Annotated in this window: 24 protein-coding genes; 12 read left to right on the forward strand and 12 right to left on the reverse strand. The window is 38.0% G+C overall.

Annotated features, from left to right (window positions below; genetic code table 11):
* The first annotated feature begins 41 nt into the window (after nt 1–41).
* The 6 genes from AXA65_RS11495 to yajC all read left to right on the forward strand — a co-directional run bounded on the left by AXA65_RS11495 (nt 42) and on the right by yajC (nt 3,425).
* Nucleotides 42–308 (forward strand): hypothetical protein, encoded by a 267-nt coding sequence (locus AXA65_RS11495; RefSeq protein ID WP_063970252.1) that lies wholly within the window; start codon nt 42–44, stop codon nt 306–308.
* Nucleotides 309–394: 86 nt separating this feature from the next.
* Nucleotides 395–889, forward strand: a complete 495-nt coding sequence (locus AXA65_RS11500; RefSeq protein WP_063970253.1) for an RNA polymerase sigma factor — start codon at nt 395–397, stop codon at nt 887–889.
* Nucleotides 882–1,565, forward strand: coding sequence for a hypothetical protein (locus AXA65_RS11505; protein ID WP_063970254.1), 684 nt, complete (start codon nt 882–884; stop codon nt 1,563–1,565). The genes AXA65_RS11500 and AXA65_RS11505 overlap by 8 nt, the downstream gene beginning before the upstream one ends.
* 83 nt (nt 1,566–1,648) lie before the next feature.
* Entirely contained in the window at nt 1,649–2,554 is a 906-nt protein-coding gene (locus AXA65_RS11510; protein ID WP_063970255.1) for a transcription antitermination protein NusB, read from the forward strand.
* Between the two features lie 26 nt (nt 2,555–2,580).
* Nucleotides 2,581–3,087 carry a DUF1573 domain-containing protein gene (locus tag AXA65_RS11515; RefSeq protein WP_063970256.1) on the forward strand — a complete coding sequence of 169 codons (507 nt, stop codon included), beginning with the start codon at nt 2,581–2,583 and terminating at the stop codon, nt 3,085–3,087.
* An 8-nt stretch (nt 3,088–3,095) separates the two neighbouring features.
* Entirely contained in the window at nt 3,096–3,425 is a 330-nt protein-coding gene (gene yajC, locus AXA65_RS11520; RefSeq protein WP_063970257.1) for a preprotein translocase subunit YajC, read from the forward strand.
* 75 nt (nt 3,426–3,500) lie between these two features.
* Here the strand turns inward: yajC and AXA65_RS11525 are convergent, their stop codons facing one another.
* The 3 genes from AXA65_RS11525 to aroC all read right to left on the reverse strand — a co-directional run bounded on the left by AXA65_RS11525 (nt 3,501) and on the right by aroC (nt 5,841).
* Nucleotides 3,501–4,058, reverse strand: coding sequence for a TlpA family protein disulfide reductase (locus tag AXA65_RS11525; protein WP_063970258.1), 558 nt, complete (start codon nt 4,056–4,058; stop codon nt 3,501–3,503).
* A gap of 155 nt (nt 4,059–4,213) precedes the next feature.
* Nucleotides 4,214–4,780, reverse strand: a complete 567-nt coding sequence (locus AXA65_RS11530) for a thioredoxin family protein (protein WP_063970259.1) — start codon at nt 4,778–4,780, stop codon at nt 4,214–4,216.
* Nucleotides 4,780–5,841: a chorismate synthase gene (gene aroC, locus AXA65_RS11535; protein WP_063970260.1), complete on the reverse strand. Its 1,062-nt coding sequence runs from the start codon at nt 5,839–5,841 to the stop codon at nt 4,780–4,782. Before aroC ends, AXA65_RS11530 begins: the two co-directional genes overlap by 1 nt.
* 149 nt (nt 5,842–5,990) lie before the next feature.
* Here aroC and AXA65_RS11540 point away from each other — a divergent pair, with 149 nt between their 5' ends.
* Both AXA65_RS11540 and AXA65_RS11545 read left to right on the forward strand, forming a co-directional pair.
* Nucleotides 5,991–6,719 carry an SDR family NAD(P)-dependent oxidoreductase gene (locus AXA65_RS11540; protein WP_063970261.1) on the forward strand — a complete coding sequence of 243 codons (729 nt, stop codon included), beginning with the start codon at nt 5,991–5,993 and terminating at the stop codon, nt 6,717–6,719.
* 74 nt (nt 6,720–6,793) lie between these two features.
* Nucleotides 6,794–7,705, forward strand: a complete 912-nt coding sequence (locus tag AXA65_RS11545) for a cupin-like domain-containing protein (RefSeq protein WP_063970262.1) — start codon at nt 6,794–6,796, stop codon at nt 7,703–7,705.
* A gap of 70 nt (nt 7,706–7,775) precedes the next feature.
* Here AXA65_RS11545 and AXA65_RS11550 read toward each other — a convergent pair whose 3' ends face one another.
* From AXA65_RS11550 to aspS, 5 genes are all read right to left on the reverse strand, one after another.
* On the reverse strand, nt 7,776–8,258 hold the full coding sequence (locus tag AXA65_RS11550; RefSeq protein WP_063970263.1) for a hypothetical protein: 483 nt from the start codon (nt 8,256–8,258) through the stop codon (nt 7,776–7,778).
* Between the two features lie 74 nt (nt 8,259–8,332).
* Nucleotides 8,333–10,510 (reverse strand): DNA helicase RecQ, encoded by a 2,178-nt coding sequence (gene recQ, locus AXA65_RS11555; protein ID WP_218281595.1) that lies wholly within the window; start codon nt 10,508–10,510, stop codon nt 8,333–8,335.
* A gap of 135 nt (nt 10,511–10,645) precedes the next feature.
* Complete coding sequence (locus AXA65_RS11560; protein ID WP_063970264.1) at nt 10,646–10,999, reverse strand: type II toxin-antitoxin system HigA family antitoxin; 354 nt, start codon at nt 10,997–10,999, stop codon at nt 10,646–10,648.
* A gap of 3 nt (nt 11,000–11,002) precedes the next feature.
* Nucleotides 11,003–11,296, reverse strand: coding sequence for a type II toxin-antitoxin system HigB family toxin (locus AXA65_RS11565; RefSeq protein ID WP_063970265.1), 294 nt, complete (start codon nt 11,294–11,296; stop codon nt 11,003–11,005).
* A gap of 110 nt (nt 11,297–11,406) precedes the next feature.
* Complete coding sequence (gene aspS, locus AXA65_RS11570; protein WP_063970266.1) at nt 11,407–13,161, reverse strand: aspartate--tRNA ligase; 1,755 nt, start codon at nt 13,159–13,161, stop codon at nt 11,407–11,409.
* A 322-nt stretch (nt 13,162–13,483) separates the two neighbouring features.
* Here aspS and AXA65_RS11575 point away from each other — a divergent pair, with 322 nt between their 5' ends.
* Nucleotides 13,484–13,669 (forward strand): 30S ribosomal protein THX, encoded by a 186-nt coding sequence (locus tag AXA65_RS11575; RefSeq protein WP_063970287.1) that lies wholly within the window; start codon nt 13,484–13,486, stop codon nt 13,667–13,669.
* 53 nt (nt 13,670–13,722) lie between these two features.
* Here AXA65_RS11575 and AXA65_RS11580 read toward each other — a convergent pair whose 3' ends face one another.
* The 3 genes from AXA65_RS11580 to AXA65_RS11590 form a co-directional block, all read right to left on the reverse strand.
* Nucleotides 13,723–14,373, reverse strand: a complete 651-nt coding sequence (locus tag AXA65_RS11580) for a DUF937 domain-containing protein (RefSeq protein WP_063970267.1) — start codon at nt 14,371–14,373, stop codon at nt 13,723–13,725.
* 41 nt (nt 14,374–14,414) lie between these two features.
* On the reverse strand, nt 14,415–15,578 hold the full coding sequence (locus tag AXA65_RS11585) for a protein O-mannosyl-transferase family (protein WP_165596596.1): 1,164 nt from the start codon (nt 15,576–15,578) through the stop codon (nt 14,415–14,417).
* Between the two features lie 111 nt (nt 15,579–15,689).
* Complete coding sequence (locus AXA65_RS11590; RefSeq protein ID WP_063970269.1) at nt 15,690–16,190, reverse strand: DUF2480 family protein; 501 nt, start codon at nt 16,188–16,190, stop codon at nt 15,690–15,692.
* A gap of 285 nt (nt 16,191–16,475) precedes the next feature.
* Here AXA65_RS11590 and lpxB point away from each other — a divergent pair, with 285 nt between their 5' ends.
* The 3 genes from lpxB to AXA65_RS11605 are packed head-to-tail and all read left to right on the forward strand — an operon-like array spanning nt 16,476 to nt 19,860.
* A complete protein-coding gene (lpxB, locus tag AXA65_RS11595) occupies nt 16,476–17,582 on the forward strand; it encodes a lipid-A-disaccharide synthase (protein ID WP_063970270.1) in 1,107 nt (368 codons plus the stop codon).
* Nucleotides 17,582–18,040: a DUF1569 domain-containing protein gene (locus tag AXA65_RS11600; protein WP_063970271.1), complete on the forward strand. Its 459-nt coding sequence runs from the start codon at nt 17,582–17,584 to the stop codon at nt 18,038–18,040. The genes lpxB and AXA65_RS11600 overlap by 1 nt, the downstream gene beginning before the upstream one ends.
* Nucleotides 18,041–18,066: 26 nt before the next feature.
* Complete coding sequence (locus AXA65_RS11605) at nt 18,067–19,860, forward strand: ComEC/Rec2 family competence protein (protein ID WP_063970272.1); 1,794 nt, start codon at nt 18,067–18,069, stop codon at nt 19,858–19,860.
* 295 nt (nt 19,861–20,155) lie between these two features.
* On the opposite strand, the gene AXA65_RS11610 is transcribed toward AXA65_RS11605, so the two are convergent.
* A complete protein-coding gene (locus AXA65_RS11610) occupies nt 20,156–21,175 on the reverse strand; it encodes an LLM class flavin-dependent oxidoreductase (RefSeq protein ID WP_063970273.1) in 1,020 nt (339 codons plus the stop codon).
* Between the last annotated feature and the right edge of the window lie 34 nt (nt 21,176–21,209).

Consider the following 21,209-nt stretch of genomic DNA (forward strand, 5'->3'; position numbering starts at 1 on the left):
CCGCATAGAGTTTACCTGGTTTCACTACAGCCGAACTGTACTTGCTTTCTGTTGCACTTGTCCTACTCTCACGAGTGACGGACGTTATCCGCTATGCTGCCCTATGGTGTCCGGACTTTCCTACCCAAAATGAATTTGGATCAACAAGTCACGCTTCTCTGAGCTGCAAAAGTACAAAATATTGTTTGACTTTAATATGGAATGTAAATCTTCTTCTTGGCAAAGCGCATCCCGGATGGAACGGTATGTTTGAGCTCATCCTGAAAATGGCTTTGGATACAGCTGTGGCTTTTCAGGATAGCGAGTAGTGAGAGCCGGTTAAGATGCCCAAATCTTTATCATATCAATATTATCTTACATTATTTTTGCTAAAATTCTTATCTTCGTTCGCGGAATGGAGAACAAACAGAAAGCTTTTTCTAAATTAATAAAGGACAACCAAGGACTTATCATCAAAGTCTCGCGCCTTTATACCCATTCTCTAGAAGACCAAGAAGATCTTTTTCAAGAGATCGTGTTACAACTTTGGAAATCCTACGACTCATTCCAAGGTAATTCTAAAATTTCGACATGGATGTATCGTGTGGCTTTGAATACGGCCATCACATTGTTCCGAAAGAAAACCAGACAACCACAGACAGACGAACTTCAGGATTTCCACAGCAAAGATTATCTGGAAGACAATGATGAAAAGCAGCAGCAAATTTCCTTATTATATAAAGTGATAAAACTGCTTCCAGATGTGGAAAGAGCCATCGTGATGATGTATTTGGACGACGAACCTTACAAAGAGATTGCCGAAACTTTGGGTATCACAGAAGTAAATGCCCGAGTGAAGATGAATAGATTGAAGAAAATTTTAAAAGAATTAATGATAAAGCATGCCTAACCAAGAAGATTTTGATATCGATTCTCTTAAGAGAACCTGGCAGGATCAGGAAATTGCTGATGGATATGATCAGAATGAGATCGAATCTATGCTTAATAATAGATCCAGGAATTATGTAAAATACATTCTTTGGATCAGTATTGCTGAATTTGTCATCTTTGGATTGATCAATTTCCTGGCATTATTTTCTACGAATTTCCAAACAGATTTTACAAGCATCCTTAATAAACTTCAAATCAGGGATCAGAATGAAGTCGAGTTCTCACTAGAAAGAATCTACTATTGGATGAAGATTTTCAGTCTGATCATTACCGGTATTTTTGTTGTCATTTTTTACATCAATTATAAAAAGATCAATATAGAATCCAACCTTAAAAAATTCATCACGCACATTATCCATTTCAAGAGAACGGTCAATCTGTTTATTTTCAGCAATATATTTTTATTGATACTTTTCATTGGAAGTTTCACGAGTTTTATCGTTTTCACAATCAAAAAACAAAACATCCATATTGATAATCCAACAATCTGGGGCTTGATCATGGGGGTTGTATTCAGTCTTCTGATCTGTATCATTTTGATCCTGCTTTATTATAAAGTGGCCTACGGTATCTTGTTGAAGAGGCTTTCCAGTAATCTAAAACAATTGGAGAAAATCGATTCTGAAAAGGCTTGACAGATGTCATAGAATATTGAAAGTCACAAGGGTATGGTTTGCAACATTTTCCTTATCTTTGCACCCATAAAAAGATCTTTGAAATGCTGGGAAGAAGACAAATCCGTGAAAAAGTTGTAGAATCGCTCTATTCTTATTATCAAAACCCGATCAGGTTTGAAGTTGTTGAGAAAAATATGTTCTCAGAAATCAACAAAATCTATAATCTCTACATCTACACGCTCAACTTTTTGGTTGGCTTGAAGAGTTTGACAGAGGATCAGATAGAAATTGGGAAGAACAAATACATCAAGACTTCTGAAAACGAAAATCCAAACCAAAAACTGGTTAGAAACCAGATCCTGATCCAGTTGGAAAACAACGAGGAAAGAAGAAGTTTCTCCAGCAGGCACAAAGATCTGATCTGGGATTCCAATGATCCTATTCTGGTAAAAACGTTCCAACGTATCAAAGCAGGAAAACGTTACCAGGACTATATGGAAGATGGCGAGATCTCGTTTGCAGATGACCAAAAATTCATCGGAAAACTTTTTCTGAGATATGTGGCAGAAAATAGTGATCTGCATGACAGATTCGAAGAAAAAGAAATGTCTTGGGCAGATGACCTTCACATTTCCAATTCTATGATCCAGAAAACCATTGGATTCATGAAAGAAGAGGAGGCTTCTCATACACTGATCAAAATGTTGAAAGATGACGAGGACGAAGAGTTTGCAAGAAAACTTTTGAGATCGACTCTTAACAATTGGGAAGAATCTGAGAAAAAACTTCAGGAACGTTTGGTGAACTGGGAATTGGACAGGATCTCTCTTTTAGACAGGATCGTGTTGATTGCAGCAATCACGGAACTAGATCATTTCCCTTTGACGGCTTCCCGAATTATCATTAATGAATATATTGACATCTCCAAAGTCTATGGAACCGAAAAATCCAATATCTTTATCAACGGAATTCTAGACAAATACACAAAAGATACAAACAGAGTATAATTTCAGAATATAATAATATCTACCAAATGAAATCTATTAAAATATTAGCAATTGCAGCACTTTGCACATTCGCTTTGTCTTGTAACAAAAAAGAAGGAACTGCGGTTTCAAGTACAGAAAATATCGACTCAGCTCAGGCTAGTACTGTAGTAGAAGCGCTTTCTCAAGACTCTGTGAATCCTGATGACGCAGCTTTGGCAAAAGAGGCGCAAAGCAAACCTTTGACAACTATCGCTTTCAGCGAAACTGACCACAGCTTCGGCGATATCAAAAAAGGTGAAAAAGTAGAGCATATCTACGAAGTAACCAATACAGGAACCAATCCATTGATCATCTCAAACGTAAAACCAGGTTGTGGATGCACCGTTCCAGATTTTACAAAAGAACCGATCTTGCCAGGTAAAAAAGGGAAGATCACTTTGCATTTTGATTCTACAAACTTCGATGGCGCTGTTAACAAAGCAGCAGACGTTTTTGTAAACGTAGAAAAAGCACCGGTAAGATTGACTTTCTCGGCTAACATTACTCAATAATATAAATTATGCTAACAGTATTTTTACAAGCAGCTGCACCAGCGCAATCTATGACGCCAACGTTGATAATGATTGGTCTTATGGTGGTTGGATTTTATTTCCTGATGATTCGTCCTCAGATGAAAAAACAAAAGCAGGAAAAGAATTTCCAAGAAGCTTTGAAACCAGGTGCTAGAGTAGTGACGACTTCTGGAATGCACGGCAAGATTTTCAGCATTGGAGATGACGGTGTAGTTATCGAAACGCTAAGTGGAAAACTGAAGTTCGAAAAAGCGGCGATCTCAAAAGATTTCACAGCAGCAAGATTCCCGGAAACTTTCGGAGAAGTGAAGAAATAAGAAATTTTTCTAAATATAAAAAAAAGCGCAAGATTTATATCCTGCGCTTTTTTTATGCTTATTAAATTTAGCAAATTATTTCGTCACGTTATCAATGAACTCCAAAATAGAATCCTTGCTCCAATCCATCGAGCTATCTTCCTTTTTCAAAATCCTCCCATCTTTTCCAATCAGATAAGTTGTAGGAAAAGCAACTGGTAAAACTTTTGGGTCCAAAGGACTTTCAGCAATATAAACCGGTACAGTATAATTATTTTCTTTTAGAAACTTTTTCACATCTTCCTCTTGGTCTTGCATCGCAATCAATGCAAATTCCAGTTTATCTTTTTTCAAATCGTAAAGCTTTTGGATAGTCGGCCATTCCGTTCTGCACGGCGGACACCAAGTTCCCCAAAAATTAAGGAACAAAACCTTTCCACGCAGGTTTTTCAGATTCGTACTGCTCGTGTTGATGCCCTTCAAATCAATATCCAAAACCTCGTCAGCAAGCAAAGTCTCATTATTTATTTTCGAAACCGTCGGACTCATCGCCATCTGTTCCGACACAAAATCCCGAAGTGGCTTGATGGTCATAAAAGCCAGCAACACAATCAGCAAAACAAAATAAACTATATTTTTTCTAAGAAAATTCATAACAATAATATTAAAAATTGGGGCATATCCCTCGCCAACATTAAGGCCAGCCGCTCGGGTCGGGCTATCCACTACTATCTTCTCCTTGCCTGGCAAGGCAAGCAAAAGGATATCCGTTACTATCCCTTACGCAGGATTCGTCTCCCGATTAAAATTTACAACAATTCCAGAAGTTCCTTTATCGTATCGAAACCTCTGTTTTTCGCATAATACGTTTGCAATTCCACATAGAATTGGTCTTTCGTAAATTCTTCCGGATTCGCTTTATGTTTATTCAGAAGTTCAGTCCCGTATTTTGGTCTCGGTCCCCAATGTGCAATTTCATTGAGGTTTTCATCAAGAAAGATCACAATCGGAATCGACTTTCCACCGTTTACCAAATAGTCGTCGATCAAACTTGGTTCCTGGTCACGGTAAGAAATTTTGATTTCAAACTGCTCGAAAAACTTCACTACAACCGGAATCACCTGACTCGCGTCGCCGCACCAAGCTTCAGAAATAATCAATATTTTTCCATTGAAATTCTTATTGGCCAAAGTCGCCACCTGCTCAGAATTTGGAAGATACTTTTCCCACATTCTGTTCATTCTTTGGATTCCCAATCTGTAATATTCAGCGTAATCAGATTCCTGTGAATTCTTTGGATTTCCGAGTCTTTCTCCAGCTTCACGAAGGTATTCTGTGTAAGAAACGGCGTTGTCCCAAAATGATTTGATATCCATTATAGTTTTCTGGTTTTATTAATTAAATACATATCTGCCAGCACAAAAGCTGCAAGACTTTCCACAATCGGGACAGCTCTTGGAACCACGCAAGGGTCGTGTCTTCCTTTGCCTTCCACCGTCACAGATTCGCCATCTTTGTTGATGCTTTCCTGCGGACGAAGAATCGTTGCGACAGGTTTGAAAGCCGCTCGGAAATAGATATCCATTCCGTTAGAGATCCCACCTTGGATGCCGCCGGAAAGATTGGATTGTGTTGTTCCATCGTGATTGAAAAGGTCGTTGTGTTCCTTTCCTGTCATTTTTGCACCACAGAATCCACTGCCATATTCAAAACCTTTGCAAGCATTGATGTTAAGCATTGCTTTTCCTAATTCGGCGTGCAGTTTATTGAAAATCGGTTCGCCTAATCCAACCGGAACATTCTTGATAACACAAGTTACAGTTCCGCCAATCGTGTTACCTTCTTTCTTGATTTCTTTGATTCTCTCAATCATTTTCTCTGCCGTTTCCTCATCTGGACAACGAACGATATTGCTTTCGGTTTTAGAAAAATCCAAATCCTGATAAGGCTTCTCACAGAAGATTTCGCCAACTGAAGAAACATAAGCATTGATTTCGATCTCAGGTAAAAGTTGTTTAGCCAAAGCACCAGCAACGACCCAATTCAAAGTTTCGCGCGCAGACGATTTCCCACCACCACGATAATCTCGGATTCCGTATTTCTGGTCGTAAGTATAATCGGCGTGACTTGGACGATAAGCCTGAGCGATGTGGTCGTAATCTTTGGAGCGTTGGTTTTCGTTTTCTACAATGAAGCCAATTGGCGTTCCCGTTGATTTTCCATCAAAAATTCCGGATAGAAATCGAACTTTATCGCCTTCTTTTCTTTGTGTAACAATCGCAGATTGCCCCGGTTTTCTGCGGTCAAGCTCGAGTTGAACTTTCTCAATATCGATTTCCAGACCAGCGGGAAAATTGGTGATAATTCCGCCGTAAGCTTCTCCGTGACTTTCGCCGAACGAAGAAAGCGTCAAAAAGTTTCCTAAAACATTAAACATAAATAGAAGTTAGATGTGAGAAATTAGAGGTTAGATTTTATAATGAAAATAAGTATCTAGCGTGTGTAATTTCTATAATAACTACAAATTTACGGATTTTAGAACGGACTAATCTCTAAAATCTGACTTCTAATCTCTATTTTTACCATATGAATTCCAATCAAACAGTTCTGATTCTCGGTGCCAATTCGGATGTGGCGAAACATTGTATTTTGCAATATTTGGAAAAGGGATTTTCCATCATCGCTTCTTCGAGAAATTTAAGTTCTTTGGAGAATTTCATTGGTGGAAATCAATTAGATCAATCAAAAATTGAAATTAAATATTTTGATGCAACCGATTTTAATTCACATCAGAAGTTTTATGATGAATTATCCATCAAACCAAATATCGTTATTTATGCTGCAGGATTTTTAGTTGAAAACCAGCAAGCTTTGAGAAACTTCGAAGGCACTTTTGAAATGATGAAGACGAATTATGTTGGCGCAGTTTCTATTTTAAATATCATAGCAACTGATATTAATAATACAAATCTCGAGAGAATTATCGGACTTTCTTCACTTTCAGGCGTTCGTGGACGAAAAAGTAATTTCGTTTATGGAAGTACAAAATCCGCTTTCACACAATATTTAGCTGGACTTCGGCAAGAACTTAATTCAAGGAAAATCACTGTGAATGTTTTGGTTAGCGGTTACATCAATACAAAGATCAATGCAGGTTTGGACTTGAATAAATCGTTATTGATGGAACCTGATTACGTCGCTCAACATATCGTGAATGCTGGTAATTCTTTCTCCATCGTTCCCAATTGGAAATGGAAAATCATCTATTGGATTTTGAAGTTATCTCCCGAGTTTCTAGTAGCAAAGTTACCTTAGAAATCAAATTTTAACTCCTACTTTTTTGGTATGAATTCAATTTATCTCTACTTTTGTCCCTTTAATCATCGATCATGAAGTTAAAAGAGATAGGCAGAATTAGAAATATTAGTTCGGAAGCGTTTACTTCGAAGTTTATGAAACCCAATATTCCGGTCATTATAGAAGATTTTATCGACGCGGAAAGTCCGGCTCTCAAAAACTGGAATTATGATTATTTCAAAGAAATTGCCGGAGATGATGAAGTGGATGTTTATGGAGAAGAAATCCATTCTCTCGACAGAGCGGCGAGCAAACCGTTGGCCAGAATGAAATTTTCTGAATATCTTGACTTGATAAGCCGAGAGAAAACGAAGTACAGACTGTTCTTATTCAATCTTTTGACAATAAAACCGGAACTCAAAAAAGATGTGGTTTACAAAGACATTACGAAAGGTAAAGTGTTGTCCTGGTTGCCATTTATGTTCTTCGGCGGAAAAGGTTCCAATACCAGAAACCACGTCGATATCGATATGTCACACGTTTTCCTAACTCAATATCAAGGCGTTAAACGGGTTTGGTTGTTTCCACTCAGTCAATCCGATTTGATTTATAAATTACCTTATAATTTTCACAGTATCGCCAATTTGAAAACTTCATCTCAGGAAGAATTTCCTGGACTGAAATATCTTGACGGTTACGAAGCCGTTTTGAAACCTGGCCAAACACTTTATATGCCTTCTGGCTGGTGGCATTTTATCCAATATGAGACGGAAGGTTATTCAATCTCGGTCAGAGCTTTGCCTTTTCAATTGATAGAAAAATGGCGAGGTTTCAAAAATCTGGTCATCACCCAACAATTTGATAATCTGATGCGAAAACTCTTCAAAGAAAAATGGTTCGATTACAAAGTTTCAATCGCCAAAAGACGTGCTCAAACTGCAATTGATAGGATTGAGGGCAGACACGTTCTGGATGATATTCCTGATATTCCGATTCATTTTTAAATTAACGACATTAACTTAATAAAACAAAAGCCAAAGATTGCCGAATCTCTGGCTTTTGTTTTATTTATAATTATTTAATTCCGACCTTATCAAGATATACTTTTTGGATGGCAAGAATGCTGTCCGGCTTATTTCTGAGTTTTTGAAAATTCTCTTTTACGAGTTCATAATAACCTGCTCTCATTCTAGGGTCAGATTCGGTAAAAAAGTCTTTGGCAGCCTGACCTTGGGCATTTACTGCATCTATGTATTCTAAAGTTCCCATATAAAAAGGCATTGCTTCTGGACTGACCGAAGTGCCGCTTATATTTTTTAATCCTGCAACTGCATCTTCCGTCAGTTTAGCTGCATCTTTTACCTCGATAGAATTTTCGGCGAAAGGTGCTTTGGCTAATGGATTGGAATCTGAAAAATACTTCGTTTCGAAGTCGTCAAGTGCATTCATTTCTTCCAAAAATTCTTTGGCTACTTTTTCGTTGAGTGCCAATTCTTTATTTTTTTTACAACCTACCAATAGGAGGATTGGAATCATCAAAATCAGTGCTTTTTTCATAGTATCCGGTTTTTATAAAATTAGGCAAATTTGATAGTCAAAATATAAAAGATGTAAAAATATTTCACCTTGCTTTATTGCTGAGATTTATAATAGGCCATCGCGATATGAATTTCAAAATAAGAATAGCCATCGCCTAATTCATCTTTGATGGCCTTTAAAGATGGAATGGTTTGGGCTTTTGCAATTTCTATAATCGGGTCTATTTTGCTTACATCCATTAATTCGTCGGCTTCTATCTTTCCTGCTGCAACAAAATTGGCTAAATGATTTTGAATAGTGTTGATAGACAAATTTCTAATTTTAGCAATCTCTTCGAAATTGTTGCCGGCTTTGTACAGTTCAAACGTTGTAGCAAAAGTTCCAGATGTTTTAGGATTGGTCTTCTTGGTTTCTCTTATTTTCTTCGGTTTTTTCTCGGAAATTTTGCTGCTTAAATTATTATTCTTACAAAATTCAATAATCGCAGGAAGAAATAAATCTCCATATTTTTCTATCTTAAAAGCGCCGAAACCACTTATCTGATTGAGTTCTTCTTTGCTATTTGGAAGATAAGTTGACAATTCCAGCAAAGTCGCATCCGAGAAAATAACATAAGGCGGAACATTTTCACGTTCGGCGATTTCTCTTCTCAAGGCTCTTAGTTCTGAAAATAGATCTTCATTTACATCAAATTCTGGCGTTGAATAATCAGTTTCCATTTCTTCGACAGTCACGGCTTTGGCTTGTTCTTTTACTTTTTTGAGAATTACTTTTTTATTTTTAAATAAAACCTGATTGCTCTCTTCATTTAATTTTAAAACATAAAATTCTCCATCCGATTCACTCAAAAAACCATTGATGAGCAGTTGTCTTAGAAGATTTTGCCAATAATTTTTGTCTTGATCGTTTCCCATGCCGTAGGTTGGCAGACTTCGCATAGAATCTGTAATTTTTACACTTTTGGAACCTCGCAGAAAATCAATGATCAAGTTTTTTCCATACCTTTCTTTCAGGCGGTGAATGGCGCTCAATAATTTTTGAGCATCAACTGTTGCGTCCCAAGTTTCGAAATCGCTGAGACAAAAATCGCAGGAATTGCAATTACCATCGTGCTTTTCACCGAAATATTCCATCAGATATTGTCTTCGGCACTTTTGCATTTCGGCAAAGTCAGCCATTTGTTGGAGCTTTTGAAGCATCAAGTCAGATTGCTCCTCATTGCCTTCTACCATTGCAAATCTTCTCAGCTTTATCACATCGGCGTAAGAATAAAACAAGATTGCTTCACTCGGCAAACCATCTCTTCCGGCTCTTCCAGTTTCCTGGTAATAACTTTCTATATTTTTAGGCAAATCTGCGTGCATCACAAAGCGGACGTTGCTCTTGTCTATTCCCATTCCAAAGGCAATCGTAGCCACCATTACCCGAGTTTTGTCTTTCAAAAAATCTTCCTGAACTTTCGCACGCTCAATTGAATTAATTCCGGCGTGATAAAATGCGGAATTGATGCCATTTTCTCTCAGATTATTTGACATTTCTTCTGTTCCTTTTCTGGATAGACAGTAGATAATTCCCGAATCATTCGGATGTTCATTGAGATATTGAATGATATTATGAAGAACAGATTGTTTAGGCTGAACGAAATATTTGATATTGGCTCTATCAAAGGAAGAAATCAAAACCAAAGGCTCTTGGAGATTCAGTTGTTTGATGATGTCTTTCCTCGTGATTTCGTCTGCACTCGCCGTCAAAGCGATAATTGGGACTTTGGGAAATTGTTTTTTGATTCCATTTAAAAACAAGTAATCCGGACGAAAATCGTGACCCCAATGAGAAACACAATGCGCTTCATCCACCGCAAATAAGGAAATATTCACGTCATTCAGCAACTTTAAAAACGCACCATTATCTGCACTCAATTTTTCGGGCGCGACATATAAAAGTTTGAGTTGACCGTTTTTTAATTGATTTAAAGTCTCATTTTGCTCAAAAGCGGACATCGAAGAATTGATGTACGCCGCAGAAATTCCGTTCACGCGCAACGCATCAACCTGGTCTTTCATCAACGCAATCAACGGAGAAATCACAATGGCAGTTCCTTCCAAAACCAACGCCGGAACCTGATAACAAAGTGATTTTCCACCACCGGTTGGCATCAAAACAAAAGTGTCTTTTTTCGCAATTACATTTTCAACAGCGTTGGCTTGCTCGAGGCGAAAATTGTCATAGCCGAAATATTGTTGTAAAATTTCTAAGGGAGATTTCATCATTTAAAATTTGTGTTTGAGTAAAAGTAGTGAATTCTGATTATTTTAAGCTTGATTTTTAATAAAACAGAAACCTCATAATTTTTAAAAACTATGAGGTTATATTATTTCATGTGAAATGTGGGATAAAAAATATTTTCAAACTCCTAAAACCACAGATGCATCTATTTTTAATTTTTTGCTAATTTCACGGGCAACTTTGAGAGTAGGTTCAGATTTTCCAGTAAGATATTCACTGACTCTTGATGGGCTAACCTTCAGGATTTCAGAAAGTTTAACTTGTGAAATTCCCATTTCGTACATTCTTAACTTAATAACATCCTGCAAAGTTGGAGTTTCTACAGGAAAATATTTTTCTTCATAATCGGCGACAGCATCAGATAAAAAATCAAGTTCAATGAAATTTTTATCGTTTTCAGAAGTTTCGTTTCCTACCGTTTTCAGAAGCTCTTCTATTCTTTCGCAGGCTACTTTATATTGTTTTTCTGTCATTTTCTAAATATTTGAAGCGTCTATTTTGTCATAATCTTTATGAGTTCCGATAAACCGAATATAAACTTTTTGTGAAGCGAAAATTATGATGGCAACCAATCTGTAATTGTTTCCTTTAATATTGAAAACAAACCGATTATTTCCAACATAATCTGCAGAATTAAAAGCTTCTTTTACATCAGTAAAGCTTTTCCAATCAGCATTTTGAGTTTTTTTGTACCAATCTCGCAATGCAATATCTGCATCAGAATGCTTTTCTATAAATTCTTTAATTCTTAAAAAAGTTACAATTCTCATTATTGATTACAAATATAGTTTGAAATTTTAAAATTTGGAATACTATTTTAAAAAACAAAATCGGATATTTTTTAATAAAAAAAAGCGAGAAAAAAATTCTCGCTTTTAATTTATGATTTTAAATCCAATTTAAGTTCCAGTTCCGTCAGCTGTTCCTGATGAATCGGCGCAGGTGCATCAATCATCACATCTCGGCCGGAATTGTTTTTTGGGAATGCGATGTAATCTCTGATAACCTCGTTTCCGTCAAGGATTGCAACCAAACGGTCAAATCCAAAAGCCAAACCTCCGTGAGGCGGAGCGCCGTATTTGAAGGCATTCATCAGGAATCCGAACTGTGCTTCTGCTTCTTCTTTTGAGAATCCTAAAAGGTCAAACATTTTCGATTGCAAATCTCTGTCGAAAATTCTGATAGATCCTCCGCCAATTTCGTTTCCGTTCAAAACCAAATCGTATGCATTGGCTCTTGCTTTTCCTGGGTCGGTTTCCAAAAGGTGGAAATCTTCGGTTTTCGGAGAGGTGAAAGGGTGGTGCATTGCGTGGTATCTTCCAGATTCTTCGTCAAATTCCAACAACGGGAAATCTACAACCCAAAGTGGCGCGAATTCATTTCCTTTTCTCAAGCCAAGACGGTTTCCGAGTTCCATTCTCAATGCGGAAAGTTGCGTTCTCACTTTGTCAGCGTTTCCGGACATTACGAAAATCAAGTCACCTGCTTTTGCTCCGAATTCTTCTGTGATTTTCTTTAAATCTTCTTCAGAATAGAATTTATTGACAGACGAAGTTACAACGCCATCGTTTTGGAATTTAATCCAAACCAATCCTGTTGCGCCGATTTGTGGGCGTTTTACCCAATCTACCAATTCGTCGATTTGTTTTCTGGTGTAATCTGCAATGCCTTCAACATTGATTCCGACAACCAATTCTGCGTCATCAAATATTTTGAAATCTTTTCCTTTCGTTAAGTCATTCAGTTCGTGGAAGTCCATTCCGAAACGGATGTCCGGTTTGTCGTTTCCATATTTTTGCATTGCATCGGCGAAAGTCATTCTTGGGAAATCCTGGAATTCGTTTCCTGTGATGTCTTTCAAAAGAACTTTGGTCATTCCTTCGAAAACATTCATAATGTCTTCCTGCTCTACGAAAGCCATTTCGCAATCGATTTGTGTAAATTCCGGCTGTCTGTCGGCTCTCAAATCTTCGTCACGGAAACATTTCACGATTTGGAAATATCGGTCCATTCCACCAACCATCAACAGTTGTTTGAAAGTTTGTGGCGATTGTGGCAGTGCATAAAACTGTCCCGGATTCATTCTGCTTGGAACCACGAAATCTCTCGCGCCTTCCGGAGTTGATTTAATTAAAACTGGTGTTTCAACCTCGATGAAACCTTCTTCGGAAAGATAATTTCTCACTTTCTGCGCCATTTTGTGACGGAAAATCAGTTTGTCTTTCACAGGATTTCTTCGAATATCTAAATAACGATATTTCATTCTCAATTCTTCTCCACCGTCGGTTTCGTCTTCGATGGTGAAAGGTGGTAATTGAGATTCATTTAAAATAATAAGGTTTTCAACTAAGATCTCTACGTCGCCCGTTGCAATCTTTGGGTTTTTGGATGTACGTTCTATAACGGTTCCTTCAACTTTGATGACAAACTCACGGCCGAGTTTCTTAGCGGTTTCCAAAAGTTCTTTGGAAGTTCTGTCCTCGTCCAAAACCAATTGGGTGATGCCGTAACGGTCTCTCAAATCTATCCAAATCATAAAACCTTTGTCACGGATGGTTTGTACCCAGCCGGAAAGTGTTACTTTTTCATTCAGATTTTTCAGCGTCAGTTCGCCGTTTGTGTGTGTACGGAACATTTTTTTAGATGTTAGATGTTAGACTTTAGAGATTAGACATTTGGTCGTCCAATTTCCGAGTGCAAAGATAATGTTTTGATAGGAATTAATTTGATTGATATGGAAAGCTTTTTTTTGATTGAGGAATCTTCAATCTTTGCGAAGCGCGTGAGGGATAGTAGTGGATATCCTTTTTTGGCGGAGGGAATTAGCGTATGGGAAAAAGATAGTAACGGATAGCCCGGCCCGAGCTGTGGGAGAAGCTTTGGCGAGGGACGCGCCCAGATTCTTGGTGGTCTCGGAAAATAGTTGTAATTTAGTGGAAATCAAATATTTAATTATTATGGGAAGAGGAGATCAAAAATCTACCAAAGGAAAAATCGCGCGAGGAAGTTATGGAAAATCCAGACTTAGAAAAGCCTCGAAACCTGTAGTAGTGGCGGAAACGCCAGTAAAAGAAAAAGCAGAACCAAAGCCGAAAACGACGAAAGCGAAGGCTGAAAAGGCAAGTGAAACTGAAGAAAAATAAAAAATCGGGCTCGTAAATTTTACGGGCCCGATTTGTATTTGTTAGGTAATTGTTTATTTTCCGAAAAGTCCGCCTAACAATCCGCCAAGTCCACCTTGCTCAGATTGTTTTTGATTTCCTCCGCCTAGAACGCTTCCAAGAATGTCGCCCAATCCGCCTCCGGAAGATTGTGTTGCGCCACCAAGTACGCTACCCAAAATATCACTCAAAGGATTGTTGGATGCCTGAGATTCTTGAGCAGAATTACCAAGGATTCCGCCAAGTAAATCTCCCAATCCACCGCCAGAAGTCACGTTGTTGGCTTGCTTCTGCTGGCCAATGTATCCCATAATGACTGGTGCCAACATCGCCAAAATTGGTCCGATCTTGTCCATAGAAATTCCGGTGTTTTGAGACAATTGGTTTTCTACGTTTGCTTTTTCGCCTCCGAAGATGTGGCTTAGGATAGAATCTCCTTCCTGTTCTCTGTCGAGTGCCTGTGCAGGATTGTTTAAGATGCTTCCGTCGTGGTGTTTGTCGAGCGTTGCATTCAGTTTGTCTGCTTCGTCAGAATTTTCTGATTTTTTCTTTAGGTAACTGATCACCAAAGGTGCTGCAACTATCAAAAGTGCGATGATCTGATTTTTGCTGATCCCGAATTTGTTCTCCGCTTGTTCTGCAACCTGGTTGCCTGTACTTCCTGTAATAAGGTCTAGTAAACCCATAATTTATGTTTTTTTGTTGAAATCAAAGATAAAAAATTTGATCACATCTTTCTTATTTCTTCCAAAGAATTTTTTCCTTTTCGGTGTTTTAGGAAGATGTGACAATTGATATTCATGAAATCCTTGTCGTCAAAAGGTTTTTTGCCATCCAGGTAAAATTCCAAGACACCAACATTATTTCTCATCCAAGGAAATAGGTAATAAGAGAGACCTCCTTTTTGTGATTTTTCTTTGTCGAAGTTCTGGCCTTGCGGCGTTTTCGAAATAATTAAATAACTTAATAAATAAAATAAAGGAACGCAGAAAACTGAAAATGAGATCGTTTTATAAATTTTCGGATGAGAGATTTTGATGTCGATTAATCCTTCAATAATGAAAGAGATGAAGAACAGATAAGCATTAAGGAAGAAAACATAACTGTCTGAAACATTATAGATGGTTGCAAATCCGAAAGGTACTATAAAACTAACAAGATAAAATAGATTTTGAGAATCCCTAAGACCCTTTATTTTCTTGTAAATAACAATGATTGCTGGAATCACGAAAATCCAAAAGTTATAGATCAAATATCCAATCGCCACTAAGATATCTTTTGAAAAGCCAGAGATCCCTTTTTCAAAACTACCAGTCACCCAGTCAGAATTGCCGGAACCAAAAACATGCGAAGTCTCATAACCATTAATATAAGCCATAAAATACAATGCGAAAGCAAATGCGAAAAAAACAAAAACACTTGGTAAAATCTTGACCTTATAATTTCTAAAAGAAATATAACACAAGATCACCCAACCTGGGATCAACATAATGTTTTGAACATGAGCAAATAACGAAAGCCCAAGAATCAAACTTGAAACAAAAAGAAATCTAGAGTTTCTGTCTTCCAAGAATCTAATTGTAAAATAAACATAAAGCGCAATCCAAAAACTGTTGAATGTATAAACCTCAATGATCTCTGTCTGTTTCCAAAACGTGAAACTGAAGGCAAATATCAAAGTCCCCAAATAGGCAAGTAACTCTTTTTTGAATTTCAGTTTCAATCCAAAAAACAAAACCACCAAGGTCAGAACCGAAAAGATCAGATTGAAAAACCGCGTCGCAGGAATAGAATCCAGACCCATGACAGTCTTAAATCCAATTAAAAAATTAGTGTAAAGAAACTTACCGAAAACTGTTGTGTTATTGGTATATTCATTGAGCTCTGCCATATTGACGAATCCCAAAGCGTCCCCAAACGGTACCTTTGTAAAACTAAAAAACCAATAGAAGACAAACAGAAAAACAAAAAAAAGGACTCGGTAAAGTTGCCTCATTCACATTTAGTTTTTAAAGATCGGCACATTGCTGCACGCTTCCCCAAACATCAGGGATTTCACAAGCGGTTTCAACTGTTCCACCAGTTCCACATAAGCATTGTTGGGAATCATTTCATCGCTACAACCCTTTACCAGAACACGTTTGTCTCTCAGTTCAGAGAAATCGTAGGTTTGGATCGCATTGTGCATTAATAGAACTTCCAAGTCCTCGCGGTTCCCAAAAACCACCTTTTTCGCAGCATCCGTAATTTTGGAAGTGATCAGGAAATAGGCCCAAAGCGGAATGATCACATCTTCAGAACAGTAGATGTAAACATACGCGTCTTTGTAAAGTTCCGCATCAATGTTGGCTATTTTTTCTCGGAAGTCTTTCTCTTTCAGAATCATCCCTTCCCAAAGAAATTCCTTGATGTCAATCCCCATTCTTTTGCCCTTCGGGAACAGATCCGTAATATCAAAATTCACCAATCCACTTCCCGCCACTTTATTTATGATCTCTTCCATTTTCTAAATTTAAGTATTTTTTTAGGAGCTTGATCCCGCTATCCGCTATATCTTTTTTGTCTTTGGCATATTGTTGTTAATAGAACGTTTCCAGAAAGACAAAAAAGGATGTCGCTGCTATCGGGGCTATGGACTTTGTTATCCAATCAAATTTTGTCAACAATCCAAGTTTCACAAGCCCAATCAATCAAAATGATTTATTTTTGTTCAAAGTTAAGAATTTCACAGAAAAAACTTAATTTTAAAAATCTATCATCCAATCTCGAATAATCTAAAATCAAACCCTTGAAATATTATATCATAGCAGGCGAGGCTTCCGGCGATCTGCACGCTTCCAACCTCATGAAGGCCATCAAAAAGAAAGACCAGAACGCAGATTTCCGTTTTTGGGGCGGCGACCTGATGCAGAAGCAAGGCGGAACTTTGGCCAAACATTACCGCGACCTCGCATTTATGGGTTTCCTGGAAGTCGTTCAAAACCTGAAAACCATTCTCAACAATATCAAGGTCTGCAAAAAGGACATTCAGGAATATAAACCAGATGTTTTGATTCTTGTGGATTATCCAGGATTTAATTTAAGGATTGCCAAGTTTGCTAAAGAATTGGGTATCAAAGTAATTTACTACATTTCACCGCAACTTTGGGCTTGGAAAGAAGGCCGAGTAGAAACCATCCGGAATTATGTGGATGAGATGCTCGTCATTCTCCCATTCGAAAAGGATTTTTATAAGAAACACGACGTCGAAACCCATTTCGTAGGTCATCCATTGCTTGATGCGATTGAAGGTTTGAAACCTGTTGATATTCAAGAATTTAAATCAGAAAATAATCTGAACGAAAAAGAAATCATTGCACTTCTTCCAGGTTCCAGAAAACAAGAGGTGACAAAAATGCTGGAACTGATGTTGTCTGTTAGAAGTTATTTTGCTGATTATCAGTTCGTCATAGCTGGCGCGCCGAGCTTGGAAAAAGATTTCTATGAACAATTTGTGGATGCTGATGTTCATTTCGTTTCCAATAAGACCTACGATTTATTGAGAAGTTCAAAAGCCGCTTTGGTGACTTCTGGAACTGCTACTTTGGAGACGGCTTTGCTCAATATTCCGGAAGTGGTTTGCTACAGAGGCAGCCGAATCTCCTACGAAATCGGAAAAAGGTTGATCAAAAATATCAAATACATTTCGCTCGTCAATCTGATCATGGACAAAGAAGTGGTCACCGAACTCATACAAAACGATCTGACCAAGGATAATCTGGTGAAAGAACTTAATAAAATCCTTAATACAGAAAAACGAAATCAGGTTTTGAATGATTATGAGATCTTAAGGTCAAAATTAGGTGGTAGCGGTGCAAGTAACAACGCAGCAGAAATCATTGTAAACGCAAAGTGATGGAAAATATAACAAACCAATTACAAAAAATCGAATCACTTCTACCAAAGATCGATGTGACGAATAATCAAGTTTCCAAAGCGTCTGTCGGTTGGCATCTGGAACATTGTCTTTTGATTCTTAACAGTAGTCTGAAAGGTTTGACAATGACCGATCCGAAAGATTACAAACCGAAATTCAGTGTCAAGAAATTTGTCTTCTTAAATTTTGGATTAATTCCGAGAGGGAAAATAAGAGCGCCAAAACAGTTCATTCCATTAGAAGTTCCGACTCAGGAAAGTATTTTGAAATTGATGAGCTTGACGAAAGAAAGATTGGAAGCCGCTAAAAACCTTCCCGAAAAATCCTTCATCACGCATCCATTTCTAGGTGATTTTGATAAGAAAACGACTTTACGATTTTTATGGTTACATACGAATCATCATTTAAAGATCGCTGATGATATTTTGAAAAAATAAACACACAAAAACACAAATGAACACCAATGAAAACGCAACCTTTACTAATATTGCTGATATGCTTTATTATCGGAATTCTATTTCAGGAGTACCTGGATATGGGTCAGAAAAGTATCTACTTCCTGCTCATCATTTCGGGAATTTCACTGTTGTCAATATTATTTAAAACAACATTTTCCCAGTGCATCAAACATTATTGCTTGGGATTTTTCTTTTTCTCGATTGGAATATTTGTTCATGATTTAAATTCCGTTCAGCCTAAAATTCCGGCATTGGAATCAAAAGAAAACATCGTCTTCCAACTCAGCAAGAAGCTGAATTCCAATGAAAAAAACAGACGTTATATTGTAGAAGTCTTAGCAATTCCGTCAAATGATGTCAAGGATTTTGCGCCAATCAAAACAGTTCTCAGCATTCCGAGAGACCAGGAGTTATTGGACTTCAAACACTTCTATGATGCGGAAGTTTATATTCATTCGCCAGAAGAAATCAATAATGATTTTCAATTCGATTATAAGAAATATCTCGCCAGACAGGAAGTATATCTGCAGGCTTATCTGCCCAATGACATGCTTAAAACTGAGAAAGCCGAAATTTCTTTTCCAGACAAGATCCGCCAAACCCGTCTTGAGATTCTGAATCAGATCAACCAATCACCACTTTCTCCCAAGATCCAGGAATTCCTGAAAGGCATTATTTTGTCAGACAGAACCGAGATGGACAAAGAAACGGTGAACGATTTCAACCAAACTGGATTGGTGCATTTGCTGGCAATTTCGGGTTCTCACATGGTCATTATTTTTTGGATCACACTGTTTGTTTTCAATCAAATACTTCCGGTCAAGTTCAGGAAGGTTTCAATCGTTTTAAGTCTCGTTTTGATCTGGAGTTTTGCTATCTTCATCGATTATGGAAGCTCCGTTATGCGTAGTTGTTTGATGATCACTTGCTACTACCTTATGCTTTTGCTCCAGAGGAAACCGGATCTTTTACATTCGCTGGCTTTATCTGCCTTTATCCTTTTGATCGTAGATTCTCAACAACTTTTTGAGGTTGGATTTCAATTGAGTTATGTGGCAGTTTTAGGAATTTGGTGGTTGTCGGCACCTATTAAAAGACTATTCAGAAGGCCGAGGTCTGCCACAGAGAAATTTGTTTACGAGATCACTGCAATGACTTTCGCAGCACAGATCGCCACTTTGCCACTGGCGGTGTATTATTTCCATCAGTTTTCTTTCGTGTCGATTTTTGCGAATCTGCTCATCATTCCACTCTCAGAAGTCATTATCATTTCTTCTTTGTTAATGGTCATTATGATAGCATTTGGGATCAAATTTCTTTTGGTTTACGAAATATTCGATGCATCTATACTTTATGTTTTGAAGGTCATCCATTGGTTTTCCAGCTTCGAAACGTTGATGAACAAGCATCTTTCCTTGCACTTGATGGAAGTAGGAGCTTTGTTCTTGGCGATCTATACGCTGAGGTTTCTCATCAAAGATATTTTTAACCTCAAATACCGATTGGCTTTTAGTTTTTGTCTTTTGCTGTTCTTTGGATTTAGGGTCTGTTTTAATATTTATAATTTGGAGAAGAAGGAAGTTCTCGTTCATCACTTTTATAAGGACAAGATCATCAGTATCAAAAACAAAGACCAAATTGTTTTTTGGTTGAATTCTGATAAAACTGAAGACAGGGTCAAAGATTTCGTCATCACGCCATATCTCGTTTCCAGACGTGTTTCGGATTGCAAAATCGATTATTATTCTGAAGATGCCGAAGCTTTTGTTTTTGAAGGAAATACATATCAGCTAAAATAGATTCTCTAGACTGCTCTATCAAAACATCAAGACCTTTTAGTCAAAACATCAAGACCTTTTCATTAAAACAACTTGACCTTTTTATCTAAACATCAAGTTGTTTTTGATGATCCCTGCAGATGTCCTATCCATCGGGCTTGCCAGAAGCTATAAATTTGACCGGAAAACAACAAAAAATCCTGAGTTTATAGCCCAGGATTTTGCTTTTTTAATGATTTTATTAATGCTTCAAACTTCGATCTATAAAGCAGAATTGAACTCTAACTTCTAATATCTAAAGTCTAAGCTCTCATAACTATTTCACTATCGGCGCTACTTTCTCTCCGAATAGTTCTATCGATCTCATCATCACGTCGTGTGCAGGATCGCCCACATCCATATGTCCGATGAATCTCGTCAAACCGAATAGTTCCTTCATTTCACTGATCTTATCTGCAACCTCATTCGCATTTCCGATGAAGAGTGCGCCGTCCTTGCTTCGACCGCCTTCGTACTGGTCTTTGCTGTAAGGCGCCCAACCACGTTGTCTGCCGATCCTGTCCATCTGAGATTTGTAGTTGAAGAAGTACTGGTCGATATCATTTTGGTCATCGCTCACAAAAGTGTGGGAGTGGATGGCGATCTGCATTTTGCTCTCGTCGTGACCAGCGTTGATATATTCTTGCTTGTAGAAATCAATCAAATTCTTGAACTGTCTTGGCATTCCGCCGATGATGGCAACGATCAATGGCAGACCAAGTTGTGCCGCTCTCAGGACAGATTCCGGAGTTCCGCCGCTTGCGATCCAGATCGGTAATTTACCTTCGTTGTAAGCTCTTGGATAAACCGTTTGGTCTTTCATTGGAGCACGCAGTTTCCCCGTCCAGGTTACATTGTCCTCGTTATTGATCTTCAGCAACAAGTCCAGTTTCTCCTCAAAAAGCTGACTGTAATCCGAAAGGTCATAGCCGTACAAAGGGAAAGACTCGATGAAGCTTCCTCTGCCCACGAATATCTCTGCTCGCCCTTTTGAGATGAGGTCGATCATAGAAAAGTCTTCGTAAACTTTCACAGGTTCGGACGAACTTAAAACCGTTACGCCGCTTGCCAATTTGATATTCTTTGTAATGCTTGCTGCAGCTGCCAAAAGGATCTCTGGTGATGACACGGCGTAATCTTCACGGTGGTGCTCACCCATTGCGAAAACGTCCAGGCCAACTTGATCCATCAGTTTTACCTGCTCCAGGATCTCATTTAATTTTACGCTCGCATCTCTATATTTTCCGGTTTGTGTGTCCAGAGAAACATCTCCAAACATTCCTATTCCTAATTCCATAATGGTCTCATTTTTTGATAGAACAAATCTACGG

The organism is Chryseobacterium sp. FP211-J200, from assembly GCF_001643375.1.
GTDB classification, from domain to species: Bacteria; Bacteroidota; Bacteroidia; order Flavobacteriales; family Weeksellaceae; genus Epilithonimonas; species Epilithonimonas ginsengisoli.

Coding starts and splice junctions, on each gene's coding strand:
- AXA65_RS11500 (WP_063970253.1), top strand. CDS start 395: ATGGAGAACAAACAGAAAGCTTTTTCTAAATTAATAAAGGACAACCAA.
- recQ (WP_218281595.1), bottom strand. CDS start 10,510: ATGATGAAATCTCCCTTAGAAATTTTACAACAATATTTCGGCTATGAC.
- AXA65_RS11510 (WP_063970255.1), top strand. CDS start 1,649: ATGCTGGGAAGAAGACAAATCCGTGAAAAAGTTGTAGAATCGCTCTAT.
- AXA65_RS11610 (WP_063970273.1), bottom strand. CDS start 21,175: ATGGAATTAGGAATAGGAATGTTTGGAGATGTTTCTCTGGACACACAA.
- AXA65_RS11565 (WP_063970265.1), bottom strand. CDS start 11,296: ATGAGAATTGTAACTTTTTTAAGAATTAAAGAATTTATAGAAAAGCAT.
- AXA65_RS11575 (WP_063970287.1), top strand. CDS start 13,484: ATGGGAAGAGGAGATCAAAAATCTACCAAAGGAAAAATCGCGCGAGGA.
- AXA65_RS11515 (WP_063970256.1), top strand. CDS start 2,581: ATGAAATCTATTAAAATATTAGCAATTGCAGCACTTTGCACATTCGCT.
- AXA65_RS11525 (WP_063970258.1), bottom strand. CDS start 4,058: ATGAATTTTCTTAGAAAAAATATAGTTTATTTTGTTTTGCTGATTGTG.
- AXA65_RS11550 (WP_063970263.1), bottom strand. CDS start 8,258: ATGAAAAAAGCACTGATTTTGATGATTCCAATCCTCCTATTGGTAGGT.
- aroC (WP_063970260.1), bottom strand. CDS start 5,841: ATGTTTAATGTTTTAGGAAACTTTTTGACGCTTTCTTCGTTCGGCGAA.
- AXA65_RS11530 (WP_063970259.1), bottom strand. CDS start 4,780: ATGGATATCAAATCATTTTGGGACAACGCCGTTTCTTACACAGAATAC.
- AXA65_RS11590 (WP_063970269.1), bottom strand. CDS start 16,190: ATGGAAGAGATCATAAATAAAGTGGCGGGAAGTGGATTGGTGAATTTT.
- AXA65_RS11560 (WP_063970264.1), bottom strand. CDS start 10,999: ATGACAGAAAAACAATATAAAGTAGCCTGCGAAAGAATAGAAGAGCTT.
- AXA65_RS11505 (WP_063970254.1), top strand. CDS start 882: ATGCCTAACCAAGAAGATTTTGATATCGATTCTCTTAAGAGAACCTGG.
- aspS (WP_063970266.1), bottom strand. CDS start 13,161: ATGTTCCGTACACACACAAACGGCGAACTGACGCTGAAAAATCTGAAT.
- AXA65_RS11540 (WP_063970261.1), top strand. CDS start 5,991: ATGAATTCCAATCAAACAGTTCTGATTCTCGGTGCCAATTCGGATGTG.
- AXA65_RS11600 (WP_063970271.1), top strand. CDS start 17,582: ATGGAAAATATAACAAACCAATTACAAAAAATCGAATCACTTCTACCA.
- AXA65_RS11605 (WP_063970272.1), top strand. CDS start 18,067: ATGAAAACGCAACCTTTACTAATATTGCTGATATGCTTTATTATCGGA.
- AXA65_RS11580 (WP_063970267.1), bottom strand. CDS start 14,373: ATGGGTTTACTAGACCTTATTACAGGAAGTACAGGCAACCAGGTTGCA.
- AXA65_RS11585 (WP_165596596.1), bottom strand. CDS start 15,578: ATGGCAGAGCTCAATGAATATACCAATAACACAACAGTTTTCGGTAAG.
- AXA65_RS11545 (WP_063970262.1), top strand. CDS start 6,794: ATGAAGTTAAAAGAGATAGGCAGAATTAGAAATATTAGTTCGGAAGCG.
- yajC (WP_063970257.1), top strand. CDS start 3,096: ATGCTAACAGTATTTTTACAAGCAGCTGCACCAGCGCAATCTATGACG.